Below are 22,193 nucleotides of genomic sequence, written 5' to 3'. Positions count from 1 at the left end.
GGTAAAATAACCAAACATCCTACGTTTGAACGTTTGGAAAGGAGAAACGCTATGCTAAAGCAAACAAAACGGCTAACGCTGGTTGAACAAGTGGCGGAGCAGATCGAAGGTCTGATTGCTTCCGGTCAATGGGCGGTTGGCACAAAAGTCCCCCCGGAGCCTGAACTGATGGAGCAGCTTCAAGTCAGCCGCAACACCTTGCGGGAAGCCATCCGCGCCTTAACCCATGCGGGATTGCTGAAAACAAGGCAAGGAGACGGTACGTATGTCAGCTCTTCCAGCGCGCTTGGCCCCGTACTTAAGAAGCGGATCCAACGAGCAAGCTGGCTGGAAACGCTAGAGGTTCGGCATGCCTTGGAAAAGGAAGCCGCGAGTCTTTCCGCCCAGCGGCGGGACGAGGAGGATTTGGAGCGGATGGCTTATTGCCTGGATCAAAGTAAAGAGGCTATTCAAAAGGCGGATGCCGACAGTTATGCCCGCTGGGATATGGAGTTCCATCTGGCCGTAATTGCTTCCTCCCGCAACGGGCTGCTTATCGAGCTGTACGATTATATTTACGACAGCGTGCCGCCTATTCTTGTGGACATGTTTAACAAGGATCGGTTCCACGGCTTCCATGATAACCACGTACGGCTGATGGAGGCGATTAGGGAGCAGAACAGCGCCAAAGCAGTAGAGATGGTTCAGCAGTACATCGGGGAAACACAGCAGCATTTTCAGAATGAAGACATCACCGGAGGACTAGACCAACATGGAACAAATCAGCAAAATAGCGAAAGCTGACCTTAAGAAAGCATCCGGTCTGCTGCTCGCTTTAAGCATTATTTTCGTAGCCGCCAATCTTAGGGCGCCTATCACGTCGGTTGGACCGTTAGTCAGCTACATCCGCGAATCGACCGGAATATCCAATTCCGTTGCCGGGCTCCTGACAACCGTTCCTTTGCTCGCCTTTACGTTTATGTCTCCCTTCGCCCCGCAGCTCGCGCGGCGTTACGGAGTCGAACGCGTCATTTTTATCGCTTTGATTTTTATCGGGATCGGTACCTTATGCCGCTCGATCTCCAGCTCCGTTGCCCTGTTTGGCGGAACGATCCTGATCGGGTTATCCATTGCCGTCTGCAACGTTCTTATTCCCAGCCTTGTAAAACGAGATTTTTCTAGCAAAATCGGCTTAATGACCGGGATTTATTCGGTATCGATGAACCTTTGCGGCGCTCTTGCCTCCGGCATTAGCGTACCGCTTGCCCGCGATGCGGGCTTTGGCTGGCAAGGCGCCTTAAGCTGCTGGCTTGTGCTGACAGCCGTGGGCATCGTCTTCTGGCTGCCCCGAATGAGTCAAACCCGTCAAGCGGCAGCAGCCGTATCCCAAGTGAGCACGGCTGCGGGTGAGCCTTGGCGTTCCTCTCTTGCTTGGCAGGTTACTTTATTTATGGGACTGCAATCCTTTATCTTCTATAATCTTGTCGCTTGGCTTCCGGAAATCTTGAATAGCAGAGGCATGACGGACGATACGGCCGGCTGGATGCTGTCGCTTATCCAATTCTCGATGCTGCCGTTTACGTTTGTGATCCCCATCATTGCAAGCCGGATGAAAAGCCAACGGATACTCGTGATTATTACAACGGTTCTTTACCTGATCGGCATAGGAGGATTGCTGCTGGACGGGAACGGCTTGGTTCCGTTATGGTCGGTGTTTATCGGGATTGCCGGCGCGGGCTCGTTTAGTCTCGCGATGCTGTTTTTCACGCTCCGTACCCGCACTTCCCATGCCGCCGCGCAGCTTTCCGGAATGGCGCAATCGGTTGGTTACCTGCTGGCGGCAATTGGTCCGCTCGTATTCGGCATATTACACGACATGACCCATCACTGGACGGTATCGATTGGCATGCTGATTGCCGCAAGCCTGCTCATTTTTATTTTTGGCATGGGTGCTGCAAGAAACCGTTACGTAGGCGATGCGCAAGCTTGAATCAATAAAAAAACCAACTCCAATGCAAGAGTTGGTTTTTTTATTGATTTTTCGCTATCTCATTAACCTTCCACAATATCCGCTTCAAGCTCGCTCGCAATTTCGATCATTTTCGGAACGACCGCCTCATTGCTCACTGCCACATAGAGATCGCCGCTGTACAGCCGGAAAGGGATTTTAGCTTCCCCGCAGCTCCACATAAAGAAATCGCCTTCGATGGACATCGTGCTCTCCGGGCCTTTTACGGTAAAGACCGAGGTGTATTCGAAATCCGGCTTGGACGCAAATAGCTGCTTGCACTCGTCCAAGGTCATATCCTGAACATTGCCTGTTTCCTTCAAAGATCTAGTAATGCGGTAACGCTGACTCATCGTAATAGGCCTCCCAATAATCATTTGCAAGTGCCTACTAGTATACATGACTTCCGACCCGCCTTCAAAACGAAAAACCGGGCTACCCGCTTAGCGGCGGCAGCCCGGTTCATTAATAACTATAGAATAACGCCGTCTTTAAAAATCGCAATTTCGCGGAAGCCGTTACGTTCGTTGTTCGTCTCCCTCTTGCCTGAAGCAAGCTCGGCAATCTGATGAAGCAGCTCTTCCTGAAGCTCCTCCATCCTCTTCCCTTCAATCAGCTGACCCGCGTTGTAATCGATCCAGTTCTTTTTTCGTTCCGCCAGCTGCGTATTTGTCGCAATCTTGACGGTTGGAACCGGACCGCCAAAAGGCGTGCCTCGTCCCGTCGTAAATAATACAATATGGGCCCCGGCCGCCGATAAAGCCGTAACCGACACCAAGTCGTTGCCCGGTGCTTGAACAAGGTTGAGGCCCGGTTTTCTCGACGGTTCCCCGTACGGAAGAACGTCGGTTACCGTTGCATGGCCGCCCTTTTGCGTGCACCCAAGCGACTTTTCCTCAAGCGTCGTAATCCCGCCGTCCTTGTTGCCTGGGGATGGATTCTCATAGATCTCCTGTCCGTGACGGATAAAATAACCTTTAAAATCATTAATGAGGTTAACTATCCCGTTAAATACCTGCTCATCCGCCGCCCGGTCCATCAGAATCGTCTCCGCGCCAAACATCTCCGGCACTTCCGTCAGCAGCGCCGTACCGCCGGCACCCGTAATCGCATCAGCGATACGGCCCACTAGAGGGTTCGCCGTAATGCCGGAAAAACCGTCCGAACCGCCGCATTTCAGGCCAATCCGCAGCTTCGCAAGAGGCAGCTCCTGACGTTTGAATCCTCCGGCGTACCGGACAAGCTCTTCGATCAGCTTCAACCCTTCCTCCAGCTCATCCTCCACCTCTTGGGATTTCAGGAACTTGACGCGGTCCGGATTGTAATCGCCAATCGCTTTCTTGAAGGCCTCAATCTGGTTATTCTCGCAGCCAAGTCCGATAACGAGCACGCCCGCCGCATTTCCGTGCCGGACAAGGGCGGAAAGCAGCTTCTGCGTCGCCGTCAAATCATCGCCGAGCTGGGAGCAGCCATACGGATGCGGGAAATGGTATACGCCGTCGATCCCTTGCCCCTCGAACTGACGTCCGGCAAGCTTGGCGAGCGTCTCGCAGGTCTTGTTAATGCAGCCAACCGTATTAATTATCCAGATTTCATTCCGGATCCCGATTTCCCCATCTTCCCGGACATAACCTTGGAAGGTTGCGGGCCAAGACGGACTGACCACAGCTTCGGTTGAAGCCGAATCCGTCTTAGGCTTGTATTCATACTCCAGGACCTCTCCTAATCCGGTTCGGAGATTATGGGTATGAACCCAGCTGCCTGGCGTTATGTCTTCTTTGGCGACTCCGATCGAGTAACCGAATTTATGGACATGCACGCCGGCCGCAACGGGATGAATCAAAATTTTATGGCCGCGCGGCACCGCTTTATCTACCGCTACCGACTGCTCGCTTCCATCGGCCGACGGCCATCTGACGATCTCGCCCGGTTCGATATCCCGCAGAGCGATAACGACATCGTCTTGCGGGTGAAGCAGCGTTGCGTTCGTAATCGTTGCATTTCTCATGCTTGTTCCTCCAATTGAGCAATTTCGGCCGTTAACCGGTCAGCCAGGCCGGCTATTCCGTTTAGATCCGTTCCCCACCAAACGTCGCGTCCGAGAACATCCTCCAGCAGCTCCTTCAAGCCAAGCTCGCCGTTATCCGCTTTGTTCCAAAGGGAGGCAAGCTCTCCCAGCATAACCGCATCGTCTCGAATGAGCAGCTGGCTTCCATCCAGACGCGTGCCTGCATAAGCGCCTTCCTCGGTTAGCTTTACGCGGTACAGTTTAAGCAAGGAGGCAAACGCCTTCACGATAAATGGCGGCAAATCGCCTGTACGCTCGTAATAGGCTATAAGAGTCGGCAGCAAGCGCGCCTTGAATTTGGATAAACTATTCATCGCGATATCCGTAAGCTTATGCCGCACGTACGGATTCGCGAACCGTTCGATAACCTGCCCGGCATACGCTTTCATTTCCCCTTCCGGAAGCGGTACGGACGGTACAATCTCTTTAAAAACAACTTCGCGCAAATGCGCTCCATAGACCGGGTGCTCAACGACTTCGCGTACTTCATTTAATCCGTTCAGCAGCCCGTATGCCGCCATCCAGCTATGAGCACCGTTCAGGATCCGTACCTTGCGAAGCTGATAGGACTGCAGATCGTTTGTCCATACGACATTTAATCCGGCTTTTACAAACGGAAGGCGCTCGTCTAACTCCTCTTCCCCTTCTATCGCCCAGATATGATAAGGCTCAGCCGCGTTTAAGAGACGGTCCTTGATCCCCCATTCCGCAAAACGCTCATTCGCTTCTTCGGCCGGGAAGCCCGTGACAATCCGGTCCACCAGCGAATTCAGGAACCGGTTATGCTCCCGGATCCAGTCCGCGAACGCCTCAGGCAGCTTCCAGTCCGAAGCATGCTGCAGCACGATGTCGCGAAGCTTATCGCCGTTGCGCTCAACAAGCTCGCATGGCAGCAGGAGAAGACCTTTGCCCGGATCACCGCCAAAATGCTCGAACCTGCGGTATAAGAGCAGCGTCAGCTTGCCCGGGTACGATAGGATCGGCTGATCCGGCGCCCAGTCCGATGCCTGGTAGACCAGACCCGCTTCCGTCGTATTCGACACAACCAGCTCCAAATCCGGATTTGCCGCTTGCGCAAGGAAACGGTCCCATTCCTGATACGGATCGATAAAGGCTGAGAATACCGAGATCAGCTCGCGCCGATCGACAAGCTCCCCTTCATGCAAGCCTCTAATCCATTGATAGTACAGACCGTCCTGCTCCTTAAGCTCCCGCAGCTTCGCCGCGCCCGTTGGGCGAGGCTGGGATACCGCAATGCTCCCGTTAAAAAGCCCTTGCTCATTGCAGCGGTGAATCATCCAATCCACAAAGCCGCGGAGGAAATTGCCTTCGCCGATTTGCAGCGCCTTGACCGGATAAGACTTCATCCGGTTATAAGATGAAGCCTCTCCTTCCCGCAGGATGGCAGAATTCAAGTTAGGTAAATTATTCGTCATAGAACTCATTGGGTAACCTCCGCTTGAACCTTAATGCTCGCCGAGTCTGATCCAAAACGGAAGTATTGCTCTGCGTTACGGTAGCAGATGCCTTCTACGATAGAGCCAAGAAGCTCCATATCCGCGGGAACTTGGCCGGATTCCACCCAGTCGCCAAGCAAATTGCACAGAATCCGGCGGAAGTATTCATGCCGCGGATAAGACAGGAAGCTCCGCGAATCGGTCAGCATGCCGACAAACCGGCTGATCAGGCCCATATTCGCAAGAGATTTCATTTGGGCCAGCATGCCGTCAATCGTATCGTTGAACCACCATGCCGAGCCAAGCTGGATTTTACCCGGGATCGTGCCGTCCTGGAAGCTGCCGATTATGGAAGCAAGCACGTCATTATCCGAAGCATTCAAGGAATATAGAATCGTACGCGGTAGGTTATTTTCCATGCTGTCAAGCAGCCGGACAAGCGGTCCTGCCAATGAACCCGTGTTAATGGAGTCATAGCCGGTATCCGGACCTAGACGTCCCATCATTGCAGTATTGTTGTTGCGATGGGCATGAATATGAAGCTGCATCGCCCAGCCATGATCGGCATACAGACGGGACAGGTAAACCAGCGTAAAGGTCTTGTATTGCGCTTCTTCCTCCAGGCTTACCGGTTCGCCGCGGAGAGCTTTCGCAAAGATCACCGCCGCCTGCTCTTCCGTCGCGTCCGCATACAGAACCGTATCGATGGCATGGTCGGACAGCAGACAACCGGTCTTGTGGAAGAAGTCCACTCTCTCCTTCAGCGCTTTCAGCAGCAGGCTGTAATCGGATACCTCATAACCGCTTGCTTCCCCCAGACGATTGATCCACGGAAGGAATGTCGCACGGTTAATCTCAAGCACCTTGTCCGGACGGAACGAAGGACGTACCTGGAAGCCATGCCTGTCTTCTTCCATCAGCTTGATATGATATTCCAGCGAATCCGCCGGGTCATCCGTCGTGCATACGACGCGGACATTCGATACCCGCACCAGCTCCTGCGGCGTCATCCCGCTGCCTTCAAATACTTGATTCGCTTTCTCCCAAATAACCGGAGCATTCTTCTCGTTAATAATGTCCTCAATACCGAACAAACGTTTAAGCTCCAGATGGGACCAATGATACAGCGGGTTGCCGATCGCCATCGGAACGGTACGCGCATAAGCGAGGAACCGGTCATAATCGCTGACGCCTTCGCCGCCGGTCACATACTCCTCTGCTATGCCGTTAGCCCGCATCGCGCGCCATTTGTAATGATCGCCGTACAACCATACCTCGGTTAAGTTGCTGAACGGCTTATTCTCGTAGATTTCCTTCGGATCCAGGTGGCAATGGTAGTCGATAATCGGCATCGGCTTCGCAAACTGCTCGTATAACAAGGCAGCGGTATCGCTGTTCAATAGAAATTGATCATCCATAAAAGCCTTCATCCAAAATTCCTCCTATTCGTAAAAGCGTACCAGGTCATCGACTTTCACCGATTGGCCCGTGCGGATCGATTTGTTGGCTGCAATGCCCGTCAGGATTGAACGCGCGCCGTCAATGTGGTTAGCCGCGCGATTAAAGCGGTCTTCCACCGGTACGCCGAAAATATCGTTGAGCAGAACCGGATCGCCGCCGCCATGACCGCCTTCGCCTTCTTCGAACTCCGCCGTGTAGGCTTCGCCAAACATCGGGAATACGATGATGTTAACGCCTTGAACCGCCCCTTCCAAGGCTTTGTCCCCGCCGGAGTTGACGTAGGACTGTTCGATTACCGTCATTTCGATGCGGCCTTTTGTACCGTTGAACGCAATCCGGTAGCCTTCCCAAGGCAGGTATGCATTAAGCGAATACGTCAGCAGAGCTTTATTCTTGTAGCGGACCAACACGCTCATCGTGTCTTCGATCGAGATGCCGTCGCCGAATACGCTTTGGTCGCGGCGGTAGCCGTCTTCTTTCTCCGCGTCGTAATACATCGCTTTCAAATGCTCGTTGTTGTCGAGCGGCAACGCAAACGGATCGTTCTCCGCGTTTGGATTGCCGGTCGCGCGGTCGTAGAACTTGGTAACGCCGCGCTTCTCGGCATTTTCACGGCCGTAGAACAGCAGGTCGCCCATCGCGAATACCGTATCCGGCTCGGAGCCAATCCAGAAGTTCACGAGATCGAAGTGATGGGTCGACTTGTGGACAAGAAGTCCGCCGCTGTTGCGTTTGTCGCGGTGCCATCTGCGGAAGTAATCCGCGCCGTGCTGCGTATTGAGCAGCCATTCGAAGTGCACGGAGGTTACGTCGCCGATGGTACCGTTTTCAATAAGCTCGCGGGCTTTGGTATGATGCGGAGCATAGCGGTAGTTAAACGTTACGCGCACCTGACGGCCCGTCCGCTCAACCGCATCCAGAATTTCTTGGCATTTGTCCTCGTCGACCGTCATCGGCTTCTCCGTAATCACATCGCAGCCAAGCTCGAGAGCACGGATAATATATTGATGATGCGTGCGGTCAACGGACGTAACGATGACAAACTGCGGCTTGATCTCCTCGATCATGCGTTCGAACTCGTCGCTCTTGTATGTCTTCACGGCCGGGTAATCGTACTTGTCCTTCAGGAGCTTGTTCGCATAGTCCATGCGGGTCTGGTTAATATCGCAAAAGGCAAGCAGCTCGGATGTTTCACGGTAGGTTGTGGCAATTGCCCCATAGAAAAATTCCGCGCGCCCCCCGGTTCCGACTTGCACGTACGTTTTCTTGTTAGACATTGGTTTGTACATCTCCTTACTGGCTGGTATTGGATTTCCTATATTCAAAATGTACAGCAATATCTGCTCAATCTCTCCGCAATCTATGCTAGAATTAATTCTATACCGCATATTTTGTCATTCGGGGGTCTTTGATCATGCATTTAAGCAATGAACTATTCTATGGGGATTCGGAAGATCTTTTCTTTCTGGAATATAACAAACGCAAGGGCCATTTCACGATGTCCGTCGAGCATATCCACGGGCAGTACGAGCTCTATTACTTGTTCAGCGGGGAACGGCAATATTTCATTAAAGACCGCAAATATCCGATTGCCGCAGGGGATCTGGTGCTTATTCCGGCCAATGAGCTGCACAAAACCTCGGATACCGGCGTTCCAAACCATGCGAGAGTCGTTCTCTATTACAACGAAAAATATTTCGAGCAATACGGCAAGGAAGAAGCCGCGCTGCTTCTCTCCCCCTTCCTTGGCTCGCGCCGGGTTTTCCGGCTTGCCCATCAGGAGCGCCTTCGCTTTGAGCAGCTGCTGTACGGTCTTCTCCAGGAGGTGCAGGAGCGTCCTCCTGGACATGAAATGCCGATTCGCCATGCCGTTGCCGAAGCCCTGCTGTTCGCTGCTCGCCACGCGATTCAGACCGAACCGGAGCCAAGCGACGGCTCCGTCCCTCCTTCCCCCGCGGCTGCCAAAGCGATGGAGATCGCAAGCTACGTGGCCGACCATTTCCGGGAACCGCTGACGCTTGACGGTTTAAGCAGGCAGTTCCATCTCAGCGCCAGTTATTTGAGCCGCACGTTCAAGAAGTACACCGGCTTCGGACTGACGGAATATATCGGCATTACCCGGGTGAAGGAAGCGCAGCAGCAGCTTCGCGAAACGGATGAACGAATTACCGAAATCGCGGCGGATGTCGGTTTTGAAAGCCTGTCTCAGTTCGAGCGCGTATTCAAGACCCATATCCGGCTCTCGCCCCGCGACTACCGGAACCAATACGGGCAAAAGGGATAATTGCTTTAGCACAAAAATATCCTTCGGCTTTTTGGCTTGCCTTAAGGTATAATAGAAGCCTTGCATCACGATTTAACATCCGGGAGTTTATAACATCGATGAAATCACTATCGCAATACCCGAAAGAAATTAAAGTGTTCCTGCTCGCCAGTCTTATTAATGCCATTGGCAGCGCGCTGATGTGGCCGCTTGTTACGATGTTCGTCTTCGACCAGCTTGGGCGATCCATGTCCGACGCCGGGCTCGTCATTCTCGTGCAGTCTATCGGCGGGATTGCGGGACAACTGCTCGGGGGCGCGCTTTACCACCGGGTTGGCGTAAAAAAGCTGATTATCGGCGCACTCGCCTTAAATGCCGCAGGACTGCTGCTTCTGCCGGCTTTAAGTCATGCCTGGACCGTATTTATCGTCATGATGGGCCTTATCGGGCTGTTTAATGCCTTATCGATGCCTGCTATCCAGGCCTTTATCGGCTTCCGATTTGCCAAGCAGCGCGGAGAGCTCTTCAATATCGTCTATATCGCCAACAATATCGGCGTGGCGGTAGGCACGGCGCTAAGCGGATTTTTGGCCGACGTCTCCTATTCGCTCAGCTTTGTGCTTAACGGCGTTACATCCGGCGTATTCGCCTTGTTCTTCCTCTTCTATCTGCAGCGGGTTGGGACAGGCGGCGGGGATCGTTCAGCGGAGCTGATGAGGAAAAAACGCGACGCCGGCGGCGCAACCTTATGGCGGCTTGTCACCGACGTCCGGCTCTATTTGTTTATGGCGCTCGGAGGAATGCTGATCAACCTCGGCAACAGCATCTGGAATACCGGCGTATCTCCGTTTATTATCGAGCACGGCATGTCGAAGCAAATGTTTGGCTATCTTTGGACGCTTAACGGCATTCTGATTTTCGTTGCCCAGCCGGTGACCAATCTGATTAAGCGAGTGGCTGCCAGCTCGGTCAAAGCCCAGCTGACGGCAAGCGCCGTTTTGTACATGAGCGGTTATGTCGTCATACTGATCATGCACAGCTTCCCCGGCATGGTGCTTGGCATGATTCTGACTACGCTAGGCGAGATGCTGATCGCGCCCGCCATACCGGCCTTTCTAACCGAGAATAGCGGCAAAAACGCCCCATTCTATTTAGGCTTGACCGGCGGAATCGGGTCGACTGGACGGGTTATCGGTCCTTATATGATGGGCGGGCTTTACGACGGCGGCGGATTAACGCCGGTCGCTTGGCTTGCCGTAATTACGGCCGCTGTCTCGGTAGGCTCCTTCCTGATTCATTCCTTGGTCAACAAGGAGAATCGGAAGCTTTTAAGTGCCGCGCAACCAGGAAGCATAAGCGCGTCCTGAGAAAAAGGCTTGAACCTGCAAAGGTTCAAGCCTTTTTAATTACTAATGTATATTTATGAAAGAAACGTGGTTAACCGGCAACATCGTTCATATGTATGATATGTGCAATAATAAAATCCGTTGTTTCTGCCCTCATTAAAACTATAATGATGCGATCTCGAGGGGGTGATACCAATTCCTCTTGTCACTCGTGCGACCTTTAACGCAACCGGAGCGATTACCTTTACCGGGAATACGCTTGGGTTAAGCCGTTCCGATACGGCTGGCGTTCCGGGAACGCTGGATAGCATAGGCGCTTTTTCAACGATAAATACCGCATCTGTTTTCGGTACATATCCTGCAGGTACAACAAGCGCTTTTGCCAGTAACAGCGCCTCTGCCGTTTTGACTTTGCCGGCGGGCAGTACCATCCTATATGCCGAGTTGATCTGGGGCGGCTCTTATATTAACGGCACGACGGATCTAAGCGCGTTCATTAATAACCCGGTTACCTTCACAACGCCGGCCGGAACGTTTACCGTCTCGCCGGATGCCGCAACAAGCAATCAGGTCAACCTGGGCAACGGCGCCTCTGCTTACGTCCGGTCAAATAATGTAACTTCGCTTATCTCGCAAGGCGGCTCGGGAACTTATACGACCGGCAATGTGGTTGGTACCATTGTGATTACTAACGATTCTACCGCCAATCATTGCGGCTGGACGTTAGGCGTTATTTATCAGAATCCGTCTCTGCCTTTCCGCAACATGTCGCTGCGCGCCGGCGCGGTGCTTGTGCAGGCCGATTCCGGGCCGGTGTCCACCACTTTGACGGGATTCGCAACCCCAATCTCCGGAACGCTGGGCGGAAGAGCTTTATTCAGCGCCCAGGAAGGAGACGCCAACCGGACCGGAGACCAGGCATTATTCGGCCCAACCTCTGCAACTACCGTCGCCTTATCCGGCCCGAACAACTTTGCGAACAACTTTTTTGCATCCCAGATCAACAACGATTCGGGCAACCTGAACACAACGGGCACCTTCGGCAGCCGCAACCAGACAAACGGCGCTCCGGGCACGAATATTATCGGCGGCCGGCAAGGGTGGGATATCACCAACGTCGACGTATCCGCGCGTCTCGTCAATAACCAATCATCCGCCGTCCTGACATTGACTACCTCCGGCGATGCTTATGTCGTTAATGCCAATGCCATCCAGATCAATATCAACTCGCCTACCATAAACGTTGTAAAAAGCGCAAGCGTCGCAGGCGCAGTGGTCGGCGATACCATTACGTACACCGTTACGGTCAGCAACACGGGGACCGCCAATGCGGCAAGCGTTGTTCTAACGGATGCCCTTCCGAGCGGGCTTACTTTCGTAAGCGGGAGCGTAACGGTCGGAGGGGTAGCGCGTCCTACCTACGATATCATTGCCGGCGCCCCGCTGGGAGCTTTGAACATCAACGGCTCCGTTGTCGTTACTTACCGGGCCGTCGTCAGCTCGCTGCCGAGCACCTTCTTGCTTCCGAACAGCGCGAAAGCAGCTTTTACATTCCAGATGGTGGCGGGCGGCGACAATATTACGGGAGTTATTCCTTCCAATACGGTATCCGTTCCCGTCTATTCGCCGATTATCGGCATTACCAAAAGCTCGAACCGGACGACCGCTACCGTGGGCAGTACGGTTACTTATACCTTGCTTGTTGCAAACACCGGCAATAGAGCCGCTACTGTAACGCTAACGGATAACATTCCGACGGGAAGCTCCTTTATCACCGGGACTTTCCGGGTTAACGGCGTGGTCGTTGTTGGCGCGAACCCTGCCGCCGGCGTCGCGATCGGATCCGTTGCCGCAGGCGCCACGTCTACCGTTACCTTTGACGTGCAGGTCAATTCCTTGCCGTCTCCGCCGCAATTCGTGGACCAAGGCACGGCGGCTTATACGTTTACGCCGCCGGACGGGCGGACCATTTCCGGCTCTGCCGCATCCAACACGCTAACGCTTCCCGTATCGCTTCCGAGCATAACTCTAACCAAATCCGTGAATGTAACGGATGTTGCCGTAGGAGAAACGCTCACTTATACTTCGGTCATTACGAATAACGGAACGGAAGCCGTTACGAATGTGACGCTGACGGATGTGCTCCCTGCGGGAGCAACCTTTGTTGCGGGCAGCGTAACGATCGGCGGCTCGCCGAATACAACGGCGAATCCGGCAACCGGCATTGCGGTCGGAACCGTGGCGGCCAACAGTTCAACCACGGTTACCCTGCAAGCATTAGTCAGCTCCTTGCCGGCAAGCGCGCAGCTGGTCAATCGTTCAAACGTTTCATACAGCGTCGGTACCTTCTCGGGGACTGCCGCTTCCAACAATACAACAACGCCGGTTTACCAGCCTGTTATTCCGCTGACCAAGTCAGCCGGTACCACTGCTGCTACGGTTGGCGATACCATTACGTACACCATCCTTGCCCGGAATACCGGAAATCTGGCCGCAACCGTAACCTTGTTTGACAATATCCCTGCCGGTTCAAGCTTTATCCCGGGCTCCGTGACGATTAACGGCGTTGCCAGCCCCGCATCCTCGCCGTTAACGGGCATCGCAATCGGCAGTCTGGCGCCTAATGCCCAGACGACCGTTACATTCCAGACGCTTCTGAACACTTTACCGTCACCGCCCGTTTTGAATGACCAGGCAACATCAACCTACTCCTATACCTTGCCAAGCGGCAGGACGTTAAATGGCAGCAGCAGCTCCAATACCGTGTCCATAACCGCTTCCTCGCCAAATGTCACCGTATCCAAATCGGTCAGCGATACCGCTGCGGCCGTTCAGGACGTACTCACTTATACCGTGCTTGTCACGAATAACGGGATTGCACCGGTAACGAGCGTTGTATTGTCCGACCCCATACCGCAAGGAGCAGCCTTTGTTTCAGGCAGCGTTACAATTAACGGAACGCCTTCGTCACTCGCTAATCCAAACGCCGGTATTTCGCTAGGCTCAATTAGTGCCGGGGCAACCGTTACGGTGGCCTTTCAGATTCGCGTCACATCGCTGCCTTCGTCCGGCAGTTTAAGCAATGCCGCAAGCGCAGCTTTTACTTCCGGCGCCTTTACCCGCAGCTCCACGTCGAATACCGTTACGACGCCGGTCTCGCAAGCCGTTGTTGCGGTAAGCAAATCGGCTAGTACCTCCAATGCAACCGTTGGAGATACGTTCTCTTACAACTTCACCTTAGCCAATACGGGAAATACTGCCGCAAACGCAACATTGACGGATACCGTTCCGAGTGGAGCCGTATTTATCGATAACAGCGTTCTTATTAACGGAGTACCTACTCCTAACGTCAGTCCGGCGACCGGCATTCCGGTTGGCCTTATCCCTGCCGGAGGATCAGCAACGGTAAGTTACGTCGTAAACATTGTTTCTTATCCTGCCAGCAGGCAGCTGGTCAATCAGGCAAGCGCGGCTTATTCGTTCACGCTAGCGAACGGACGCGTCATTAACCGCTCCGCCTTATCCAATACGGTTACAGTTCAAGTTGCGCTGCCGAATGTTGCCCTGGCGAAAAGCGCCAGCCGAACCGTTGTCGTAACCGGCGATACCATGCTCTTCACGTCCGTTCTGACCAATAACGGCATCGCTGCGGTGAACAACATTGTTTTGCGTGACCCGCTTCAATCAAATGCGGCTTTTGTACCCGGAAGCGTGTTGGTTCAAAATGTTTCCCAGCCGGCAGCCTCACCCGAAGCCGGCATATCACTCGGTAGCCTGGCGCCAGGAGCATCGGTTACCGTATCATTCGAGGTGATGATAACGATGGCAATTCCTTCACAGATTACGAACCAATCGACCGCCAGCTTTACTTCCGGCACCTTCTCGGCAACATCCGCATCCAACACGACGGTTACACCGGTCACACAGCCGCAAATCGCGGTCGTCAAAAGCGCCAGCACCAGCAATGCCACCCTGGGCGACTCCATTATTTATACTTTAGTCGTCTCCAATACGGGCAATCTGGCAGCGGCGACAATTGTAACGGACACCATTCCCACGGGCACTACCTTTACCGAGAACAGCGTTATCGTAAACGGAATGCCGATGCCGGGCATTTCCCCCGTTACCGGCATTGACATCGGTTCTCTGGCTCCGGGCACAACCGCTACCGTTACCTTTGGCGTAGTGGTTACCTCCCTTCCGTCGCCGCAAACGTTAAGCAATACGGGAACGGCTTCCTATTCGTATACGCCTGCGGATGGCCGGACATTAACGGGCTCCGTCAACTCCAATACGGTCACCTTCCCGGTATCGGCTCCGAATGTCGGAGTAGCCTTAAGCGCGAATTATACCGTCGTAACCGTCGGCGATACCATCACTTATACGGCCGTTATTACGAATAGCGGGATTGAAACGGTAAACAACGTTCAGTTTACCGATCCTCCCCCTGCGGGAACGTCATTTATACCCGGAACCGTTACGATTAATGGCACGCTGGCCCCTGGAGCAAGCCCTATAGGCGGTATTCCGGTTGCCTCTATACCGCCGGGAGGTACGGTCACGATTACGTTTAACAATAGCGTTAACAGTGTTCCAGATCCTGCAATCCTTAACAATACGGCTTCGGTTACCTTTACTTCGGGAGCGTTCTCCGGTACGGCCTTCTCGAATACGGTATCGACGCCGGTTGATCTGCCTGTTATTTCTCTTGCAAAAAGCTCCAGCACGTCGAATGCTTCCGTCGGCCAGACGGTCACTTATACGTTAATTGTAACGAATACGGGGAATTATCCGGCTAACGTAACCGTAACCGATAATATTCCCGCCGGTACCTCCTTTGTGCCAAACAGCGCCCTGGTGGGAGGCAATCCCGTGCCCGGTGCCGACCCGGTAACAGGAATTCCGGCTGGCTCCGTAGCGGCTGGAGCATCGGTCAACGTGATGTTCTCGGTCGTTATCAATTCCCTGCCGACGCCTCAACAACTATCCAATACCGGCTCGGCCGGCATTGCTTATACGCTTCCGGACGGCAGGGTCTTTAACCAGACAGCCGTGTCCAATACGGTTACTTTCCCGGTCTCCGCGCCGAATGCCACGGTTGTCAAAAGCACGCCGTCTACCGCCGTTTCGGTTGGAGATACGGTCACTTATACGACAACCGTCACGAACAGCGGCATCGCGACGATATCGAACGTCCTGTTCACCGACCCGATCCCAGCCGGCTCCAGTTTTGTTCCGAGCTCCCTTACCGTTGACGGCGTTACGAGACCGGCGGCTAATCCGGCAACGGGCGTCATAATCGATGCTATCAGTCCTGGAGCTACAACAACCATTGTATTCAACGTGCTTGTGACCTCTCTGCCTACGCCGGCTGTGCTGAACAATCAATCTTCCGTTACGTTCACATCCGGTACGTTCTCGGGAGTTACCTTCTCTAATATCGTGTCAACGCCCGTCTACCAGCCGATTCTTAGCGCGGTCAAATCGGGCAATACCTCCAATGCCACGGTTGGCGATACGGTTGCGTATACGGTAGCAATCGCCAATACCGGCAACTATGGCGCGAATATAGTTCTGACCGATACGATACCAGCCGGCACGGTCTTTGTTCCCAATAGCGTCATTGTAAACAATCAGCCAGTACCGGGCGCCGATCCGTCTACCGGCATTCCGCTCGGCAATGTAACGACTTCGTCAACCGTCACCTTCTCTGTTCTAATCCAGTCGTTACCGCCGGGACAACAGCTTACGAACCAAGCTTCCGCGACATACTCTTATACGCTGCCGGACGGCCGTACGTTAAATGGATCCTTCACTTCCAATACGCTGGTTATACAAGTATCCGCACCAAACGTTGCGGTAGTTAAATCGGTTCCGGTTACAACAGCCGTGGTAGGCGATACCGTTACCTATACAATCGGGGTAACTAATAACGGTATTGCACCAATCAATAACGTTATTGTTGTTGACGCGATCCCAGCAGGTGCGGTATTTGTAGCCAATAGCGTAACCGTAGACGGCCTTCCGCGTCCCGGCGCGTCGCCGGCCGCAGGTATTTCGCTTAACACCATTGCTCCGGGCGCAACGTCAACCGTCACGTTTAATCTGACGATCACATCGCTGCCTACGCCGGCTCAGCTTAGCAACCAAGCGAGCGCAACCTTCACTTCCGGCGCTTTCTCCGGCTCGGCGTTCTCCAATACCGTAGTTCTGCCGGTGTATCAAGCGATTATCGGAATTCAAAAAACAGCCAATACGTCCAACGCTACGGTTGGAGATACCGTTACCTATAGCCTGGTTGTAAGCAATACCGGAAATCTTCCGGCACAGGTTACGATTACGGACCCGTCTCCAACCGGCGGCGCTTTTGTGCCAAACAGCGTGCTTGTTAACGGCGTACCGCAGCCTGGCGCCAATCCTTCTTCCGGCTTCTCCATCGGTACCGTTAACCCCGGTCAGTCCGTTGTGGTAACCGTTTCGTATGAGGTGGTTATCCAGACGCTGCCGCCTTCCCAGCAGCTCGTCAATACGGCTAGCGGCGACTATTCGTATGCGGCGCCGGACGGCAGAACGATAACCGGTTCGGTCAATTCAAACACGCTGTCGATTCCGGTATCTTCACCGGATGTATCCGTCGTGAAGAGCACTAATGCAATCGATGCCGTTGTTGGCGACGTTATTACGTATACGATTCTCGTTTCTAACCTTGGCATAAGCCCTGTCAATAACGTCATTCTGGTTGACCCCGTTCCGACAGGCACCGTATTTGTACCGGGCAGCGTAACGGTGAATGGCAATCCGGTGCCTTCGGGCAACCCGAATACCGGCATCTCCATCGGAACGATTGCAAACGGCGCTACGGCAACCGTTACCTTTAATGTACAGGTGGTCACGATATGACCCCGCCCAATGACTTCAAGCTGCTGAACCAGACTCATGTCCGGTTCAGCAGCGGCATTTACGATGGAGTCGCCTATTCCAATACGGTGCAAACGCCGCTTGTCGGACCCATTATTACGGCGAGTAAGTCCGCTTTCCCGCAGAAGTTAAACCGGGATCAATCCGTCACCTTTACCATTCTTATTTCGAATACCGGTAACCGTCCTGCGTCCATGCAGCTGCAGGACTTGCTGCCTGCCGGGTTATCGTTTATTCCGAACAGCGTTCTGCTGGATGGCTCCCCTTTGCCGGGAGCCTCGCCGCAGACTGGCATTCCGCTTGGAACGATTCAGGTTGGCAGCACCATCCAGGTTAATTTTCAAGCTATTGTAATCTTCATACCCGATTCGCATGTATTCCACAATGAAGCGGCAGTACTCTACTCCTTCTCTACTCCTGATGGCAGAGTCGTATCGGATTCCGTATTATCCAATAAAGTTACACTTGAAGTAGTGCCGTTTCAACTGGATGCGCACGCCAGCTTGAGTACGCCGGTCACCTTCCTCGGCGATGTCGTCTTCTATGATTTGATCGTTCGAAACGACGGTTTGCTTCCGATGGAAAACGTAATCGTATATCTGCCGCTGCCCGAAGGATTTGAATTCGTACAGGGCAGCGTTGTTATCGATGGCGTGCTTGTACCTTGGATTGATCCGGCCTCCGGCATCTATATCGGATACCTGGCACCGGGCGCGGTTGTATCCATCCGGGTAGCTATCCGGCTTGCCGCAATGCCTGCCGAGACGCGTGTGCCGTTCCAAGCGACTATCGAGTATACCGTTAATGGAACGGTGTACCGCGGGCTGGCCAATCTGCTTATCTTGAATATTACAGACCCTTCCTTATCCGTTAGCTTAGCAGTAGATCCTGCAAAGGCGCCTGCTTGCTCCAGTCTGACTTATACGGTTACCGTTAACAACGAGAACAGCTTTGCCGTTGACGTCTTTCTGATCCGCCTTATTCCGCAAGGAACGGTTTTTCTTCCCGATAGCATAATGGTCGACGGCGTGCCCCGCAAAGGAACGAATCCGTCTTCGGGTCTCCCGTTAGGTACCTTATTAGCCGGATCAACCGCCGTCATTACTTATCAGGTCACCATCCGGACGGCAAATTCTCAAATTCCGAATCAAGTAGAGGCTATCTACACTTATAGACTGACCGACGGACGGTTAGTCAGGCAAAATGCCGTGTCCAACCCTGTAGTTACCGACATCTTTGCGGCGGTTATTTCCGTTCAGGCAAAAGCAGAGCCCTTGTATTACGAAGCGGAGCGCTCGGTCCATTTTACCGCCTACGTGCAAAATACAGGGAATCTCGCAGCGGGAGTCACCTTATATCGCACGGATTATCCGAAGGGCTTCTATCTGCTTGATCCTCAAATCAACGATAATCAGATTCCCTCCTTTACGGTTTCGGAAGGCGCGAGTCTAGGCTTAATCGTACCTGGTCAAACGGTTAAGGTCAGCTACTGGATTTACGTGTCCGACTCGGAGGAAATAGAGAACGAATCCCTTTCCCAAGTAGCTACGCGATACACCGCCCGTTTCAACTATACCTATGATGACAGTACCTGCAGCGGCGAAAGCCAATCCAATGAACTGATCTTGCCGGTTGATCATGATATCGAATAAAAAAAGCAGAGGCTGCGGCAGCCTCTGCTTTTCCTTTTGTTATTCCGCTGTAGGATCAATATTGCATTCTTCAAGCTTTAATACTTTGGTTTTGTACTTCCATTTGTATCCGAGCCAAATCGCAAGGAAGAACGGAATTCCGATATAAGAAGCAAGCATAAACGTCCAGTCCACCTTGCCGTCCGTAAAGGCGCTGAAGCTTTGACCGATAATGACGATCATGCACATGACGCCTGCCAGAATCGGACCAAACGGATACCAGAGCGAACGGTACGGCAGATCCTCCACTTTCCGGCCTTGCGCCACATAAGCTTTGCGGAACCGGTAATGGCTGATGGCAATGCCGAGCCATGCGATAAAGCCCGACATACCGGATGCGTTAAGCAGCCAGATATACACTTGTCCATCGCCGAAGAAGGAGGCCAGGAAGGCCAGCATGCCAATCGCTGCCGTAGCAAGCAGCGCATAAACCGGAATGCCGCGTTTGTTCAGCCTCGCGAAGATTTTCGGAGCTTTTCCTTCTTTCGCGAGTACCCATAACATACGGGTCGAAGCATACATACCCGAGTTGCCTGCCGACAATACCGAACTCAGAATGACCGCGTTCATGACGGAAGCGGCGATGCTGAGGCCGGCCTTTTCAAAAATGATAGTGAAAGGACTAGCCGCTACGCTGTCATCCGCAAGCGTGTCTGTCGAGTATGGAATCAACATGCCTACAATAAAGATAGCCAGGATGTAGAACAAGAGAATTCTCCAGAATACGCTGCGGATTGCGCGCGGAACGTTCTCGCGGGGATTCTCGGATTCCCCTGCCGCAATTCCTACAAGCTCCGTTCCTTGGAACGAGAAACCTGCAGCCATACAGATTCCCAGAACCGCAAGCCATCCTCCCGAGATCGGAGCGTCGCCCGCCGTAAAGTTGCTGAAGCCAACCGCGTCGCCTTTCCAGATCCCAACGATCATTAATAAGCCGATACCTATAAATACAATGACGGTAACGATCTTAATCATGGCGAACCAGTATTCGGATTCCCCGTAGCCTTTGACGGACAACAGGTTAAGACCAACCATTAAAGCTAGGAACAGCGCACTCCATAAGAAGGAAGGACTGTTCGGCAGCCAGAATTTGATAATCAAGGTTGCGGCGGACAGCTCTGCCGCAATCGTAATAGCCCAGTTATACCAGTAGTTCCAGCCAAGCGCAAAGCCAAGGGATGGATCTACGAATCTAGTTGCATACGTACTGAACGTACCGGATACCGGCATGTAGGTCGCCATTTCGCCAAGGCTGGTAACAAGGAAGTATACCATAATGCCAATGATGAAATAACCAAGCAATGCGCCGCCCGGACCCGCGTCATGAATCGCTCCGCCGCTCGCCAGGAATAACCCCGTCCCGATAGAACCTCCCAGGGAAATCATCGCCATATGCCTGGACTTTAGGCCTCTGCGTAATTTGTTCTCTTCTTTCACGAACTCATACTCCCCTTATCTACGTTTCCAATAATGTCCCATAAATAGCAGCGATATAAACGCAAAAAAAGCCGCCTCTCTTCGCAAAAACAAGAAAGACCGCTTCATCTTCCCCATTTCCAATATCAAGATAGCACAACATATTGCCGTTGATTACAAGCAATATGACAGTTCCGTTCCTCTTCGGAAACGGCCCCAGCCTGCCACGGTCAGTATACCGGACGGCTTCGGCGATGCTGCCTTTCAATCGGGATCGGCGGTCTTACTGGACCTCCCCTGATCTACTCATCAACTACGCGACCTCTACCTCATCGAATTGGATGAGGATTTACTATTTAGTTGGACTGACATTGTCTTATAATAATGACCTCCTTCCAAGAAAGCAATGGATAAACGAACCAATTTCCCGCTTTGAACAAACGTTTAAGGTTTACGTGAGAGGAGTTGGCAGACCGTTTACATAATTTCACTTTACGATACCCAAACCTGCGAAAAAGGCAGCCTGGATTGGCTGCCTTTCGTTTCCCTTATCCTTTAAGAAGTTTTCCGTTAAACAAAATATTCAACGTGCGAACAAAGAGCACCAGCAATACGATGCTCAGCAAAGCGAGTACGATTACGGCAATCACGGTTAACGGCCATGCATCCGTATATAGCGCGTATTTTAAAGCCGCATTGCTAAGCGCCGCCATCGGGAAGCTTACCCCCCACCAAGAAGCGCCAAACGGTATCGTTTTTTTGAACACTTTAAAGAACAACACAAGGAATAAAAACAGACCGAAGTAAAACAAGACGGACGCAAAGGAATCAATCCGCTGCTCGAAATTCGTGTAGCCTAGAAATCCGACTTCGAAAGGCGCAATCATAATAATCATGGAAGGCGTTAAACCGGCCGGCAGCGGGGCTTGAAAGATCAGCCTGGATAGTATCAAGGTGAAGTAGACCAATGCCACAAACCCACCGATGGCAAGGGATAACAAGTTAATCTCGTGTGCCCAAGGAAATGGCATCTGCCCGCCGGCAACTGAAATATCCAAGGTTCCCACCACGGGAACCAGCAAGGCTGGAACCATATTTTCTGGGTTATAATTTCCTTTCAGCAAGCGCGCAACGAAAACTAAACTTAGAACTAATGCCAATACCGCCCCTATCACCCAGATCACTTGCCCAGCGGCTTGGCTGTAGCTTCCAATAACCGAGGAAAGCAGCAGAATGGCAATCGAAATCGTACCGAAGAAATTTCCCATTACGGGATGGAGAAATTCATTTTTTACTTTCTGCGGATACAAGACCCACTTTACCAAGTAGCTTATACCTAACACGATAAACATTGCTATGGCCAGAATCCCGCAAACGTCAGCGATTACAGTGGAGGTACCCAGTAGCTTGTTGGCTTCTCTCCAGGCAAGAGACAAACCCGATATCCCCATAACCGATGCAAATAGGTTAACGGGCAAAAACTGTATGGAACCAATGCTTCTCTGTTTCTCAACGGCAGTCATGGATTGCATGAAACGGACACCACTTTCTGTTTATTTAATGCGGAGTGTAATCTGCTGCGCCGA

13 protein-coding genes and 1 riboswitch are annotated in these 22,193 nt (G+C 52.7%); of the genes, 6 read left to right on the top strand and 7 right to left on the bottom strand.

Annotated elements, in window-relative coordinates; genetic code table 11:
- The first annotated feature begins 51 nt into the window (after nucleotides 1–51).
- Nucleotides 52–783, top strand: a complete 732-nt coding sequence (locus PGL01S_RS05255) for a FadR/GntR family transcriptional regulator (RefSeq protein WP_127492151.1) — start codon at nucleotides 52–54, stop codon at nucleotides 781–783.
- On the top strand, nucleotides 752–1,969 hold the full coding sequence (locus PGL01S_RS05250) for a CynX/NimT family MFS transporter (RefSeq protein ID WP_127492149.1): 1,218 nt from the start codon (nucleotides 752–754) through the stop codon (nucleotides 1,967–1,969). Before PGL01S_RS05255 ends, PGL01S_RS05250 begins: the two co-directional genes overlap by 32 nt.
- A gap of 62 nt (nucleotides 1,970–2,031) precedes the next feature.
- Here the strand turns inward: PGL01S_RS05250 and PGL01S_RS05245 are convergent, their stop codons facing one another.
- The 5 genes from PGL01S_RS05245 to PGL01S_RS05225 form a co-directional block, all read right to left on the bottom strand.
- The gene (locus PGL01S_RS05245) at nucleotides 2,032–2,340 is read right to left on the bottom strand and encodes a hypothetical protein (RefSeq protein ID WP_127492147.1); all 309 of its coding nucleotides are present in this window, start codon (nucleotides 2,338–2,340) and stop codon (nucleotides 2,032–2,034) included.
- Between the two features lie 119 nt (nucleotides 2,341–2,459).
- Nucleotides 2,460–3,995, bottom strand: a complete 1,536-nt coding sequence (locus PGL01S_RS05240; RefSeq protein WP_174806529.1) for a UxaA family hydrolase — start codon at nucleotides 3,993–3,995, stop codon at nucleotides 2,460–2,462.
- Nucleotides 3,992–5,500 carry a tagaturonate reductase gene (locus PGL01S_RS05235; RefSeq protein WP_127492144.1) on the bottom strand — a complete coding sequence of 503 codons (1,509 nt, stop codon included), beginning with the start codon at nucleotides 5,498–5,500 and terminating at the stop codon, nucleotides 3,992–3,994. The genes PGL01S_RS05240 and PGL01S_RS05235 overlap by 4 nt, the downstream gene beginning before the upstream one ends.
- A complete protein-coding gene (uxaC, locus tag PGL01S_RS05230; RefSeq protein WP_127492141.1) occupies nucleotides 5,497–6,942 on the bottom strand; it encodes a glucuronate isomerase in 1,446 nt (481 codons plus the stop codon). The genes PGL01S_RS05235 and uxaC overlap by 4 nt, the downstream gene beginning before the upstream one ends.
- A 12-nt stretch (nucleotides 6,943–6,954) precedes the next feature.
- The gene (locus PGL01S_RS05225) at nucleotides 6,955–8,250 is read right to left on the bottom strand and encodes a Gfo/Idh/MocA family protein (RefSeq protein ID WP_127492139.1); all 1,296 of its coding nucleotides are present in this window, start codon (nucleotides 8,248–8,250) and stop codon (nucleotides 6,955–6,957) included.
- Nucleotides 8,251–8,387: 137 nt separating this feature from the next.
- Between PGL01S_RS05225 and PGL01S_RS05220 the strand changes: the two genes are divergently transcribed.
- The 4 genes from PGL01S_RS05220 to PGL01S_RS05205 all read left to right on the top strand — a co-directional run bounded on the left by PGL01S_RS05220 (nucleotide 8,388) and on the right by PGL01S_RS05205 (nucleotide 19,152).
- Nucleotides 8,388–9,257: an AraC family transcriptional regulator gene (locus PGL01S_RS05220; RefSeq protein WP_127492137.1), complete on the top strand. Its 870-nt coding sequence runs from the start codon at nucleotides 8,388–8,390 to the stop codon at nucleotides 9,255–9,257.
- Nucleotides 9,258–9,355: 98 nt separating this feature from the next.
- On the top strand, nucleotides 9,356–10,603 hold the full coding sequence (locus PGL01S_RS05215; RefSeq protein WP_127492135.1) for an MFS transporter: 1,248 nt from the start codon (nucleotides 9,356–9,358) through the stop codon (nucleotides 10,601–10,603).
- Between the two features lie 165 nt (nucleotides 10,604–10,768).
- The gene (locus PGL01S_RS05210; RefSeq protein ID WP_127492132.1) at nucleotides 10,769–17,482 is read left to right on the top strand and encodes a CLIPPER-2 domain-containing protein; all 6,714 of its coding nucleotides are present in this window, start codon (nucleotides 10,769–10,771) and stop codon (nucleotides 17,480–17,482) included.
- Entirely contained in the window at nucleotides 17,479–19,152 is a 1,674-nt protein-coding gene (locus tag PGL01S_RS05205; protein WP_127492131.1) for a DUF11 domain-containing protein, read from the top strand. The genes PGL01S_RS05210 and PGL01S_RS05205 overlap by 4 nt, the downstream gene beginning before the upstream one ends.
- Nucleotides 19,153–19,191: 39 nt before the next feature.
- Here the strand turns inward: PGL01S_RS05205 and PGL01S_RS05200 are convergent, their stop codons facing one another.
- Nucleotides 19,192–20,583: an amino acid permease gene (locus tag PGL01S_RS05200; RefSeq protein ID WP_244935520.1), complete on the bottom strand. Its 1,392-nt coding sequence runs from the start codon at nucleotides 20,581–20,583 to the stop codon at nucleotides 19,192–19,194.
- Between the two features lie 168 nt (nucleotides 20,584–20,751).
- Nucleotides 20,752–20,942: riboswitch (Lysine riboswitch) on the bottom strand.
- Between the two features lie 213 nt (nucleotides 20,943–21,155).
- The gene (locus PGL01S_RS05195) at nucleotides 21,156–22,139 is read right to left on the bottom strand and encodes an SLAC1 anion channel family protein (RefSeq protein ID WP_127492129.1); all 984 of its coding nucleotides are present in this window, start codon (nucleotides 22,137–22,139) and stop codon (nucleotides 21,156–21,158) included.
- Nucleotides 22,140–22,193: the final 54 nt, after the last annotated feature.

Origin of the sequence: Paenibacillus glycanilyticus NBRC 16618, from assembly GCF_004000805.1 — a bacterium.
Taxonomy (GTDB): domain Bacteria; phylum Bacillota; class Bacilli; order Paenibacillales; family Paenibacillaceae; genus Pristimantibacillus; species Pristimantibacillus glycanilyticus.
Note: the sequence above shows the minus strand (reverse complement) of the source record. Positions and strands in the feature narration are given on the sequence as shown.

Bases quoted from the DNA above. Each gene is read 5' to 3' on its own strand.
- PGL01S_RS05215 (WP_127492135.1), top strand. From the start codon at position 9,356: ATGAAATCACTATCGCAATACCCGAAAGAAATTAAAGTGTTCCTGCTC.
- PGL01S_RS05240 (WP_174806529.1), bottom strand. From the start codon at position 3,995: ATGAGAAATGCAACGATTACGAACGCAACGCTGCTTCACCCGCAAGAC.
- PGL01S_RS05205 (WP_127492131.1), top strand. From the start codon at position 17,479: ATGACCCCGCCCAATGACTTCAAGCTGCTGAACCAGACTCATGTCCGG.
- PGL01S_RS05220 (WP_127492137.1), top strand. From the start codon at position 8,388: ATGCATTTAAGCAATGAACTATTCTATGGGGATTCGGAAGATCTTTTC.
- PGL01S_RS05245 (WP_127492147.1), bottom strand. From the start codon at position 2,340: ATGAGTCAGCGTTACCGCATTACTAGATCTTTGAAGGAAACAGGCAAT.
- PGL01S_RS05255 (WP_127492151.1), top strand. From the start codon at position 52: ATGCTAAAGCAAACAAAACGGCTAACGCTGGTTGAACAAGTGGCGGAG.
- PGL01S_RS05200 (WP_244935520.1), bottom strand. From the start codon at position 20,583: ATGGCGATGATTTCCCTGGGAGGTTCTATCGGGACGGGGTTATTCCTG.
- uxaC (WP_127492141.1), bottom strand. From the start codon at position 6,942: ATGAAGGCTTTTATGGATGATCAATTTCTATTGAACAGCGATACCGCT.
- PGL01S_RS05195 (WP_127492129.1), bottom strand. From the start codon at position 22,139: ATGCAATCCATGACTGCCGTTGAGAAACAGAGAAGCATTGGTTCCATA.
- PGL01S_RS05235 (WP_127492144.1), bottom strand. From the start codon at position 5,500: ATGAGTTCTATGACGAATAATTTACCTAACTTGAATTCTGCCATCCTG.
- PGL01S_RS05225 (WP_127492139.1), bottom strand. From the start codon at position 8,250: ATGTCTAACAAGAAAACGTACGTGCAAGTCGGAACCGGGGGGCGCGCG.
- PGL01S_RS05250 (WP_127492149.1), top strand. From the start codon at position 752: ATGGAACAAATCAGCAAAATAGCGAAAGCTGACCTTAAGAAAGCATCC.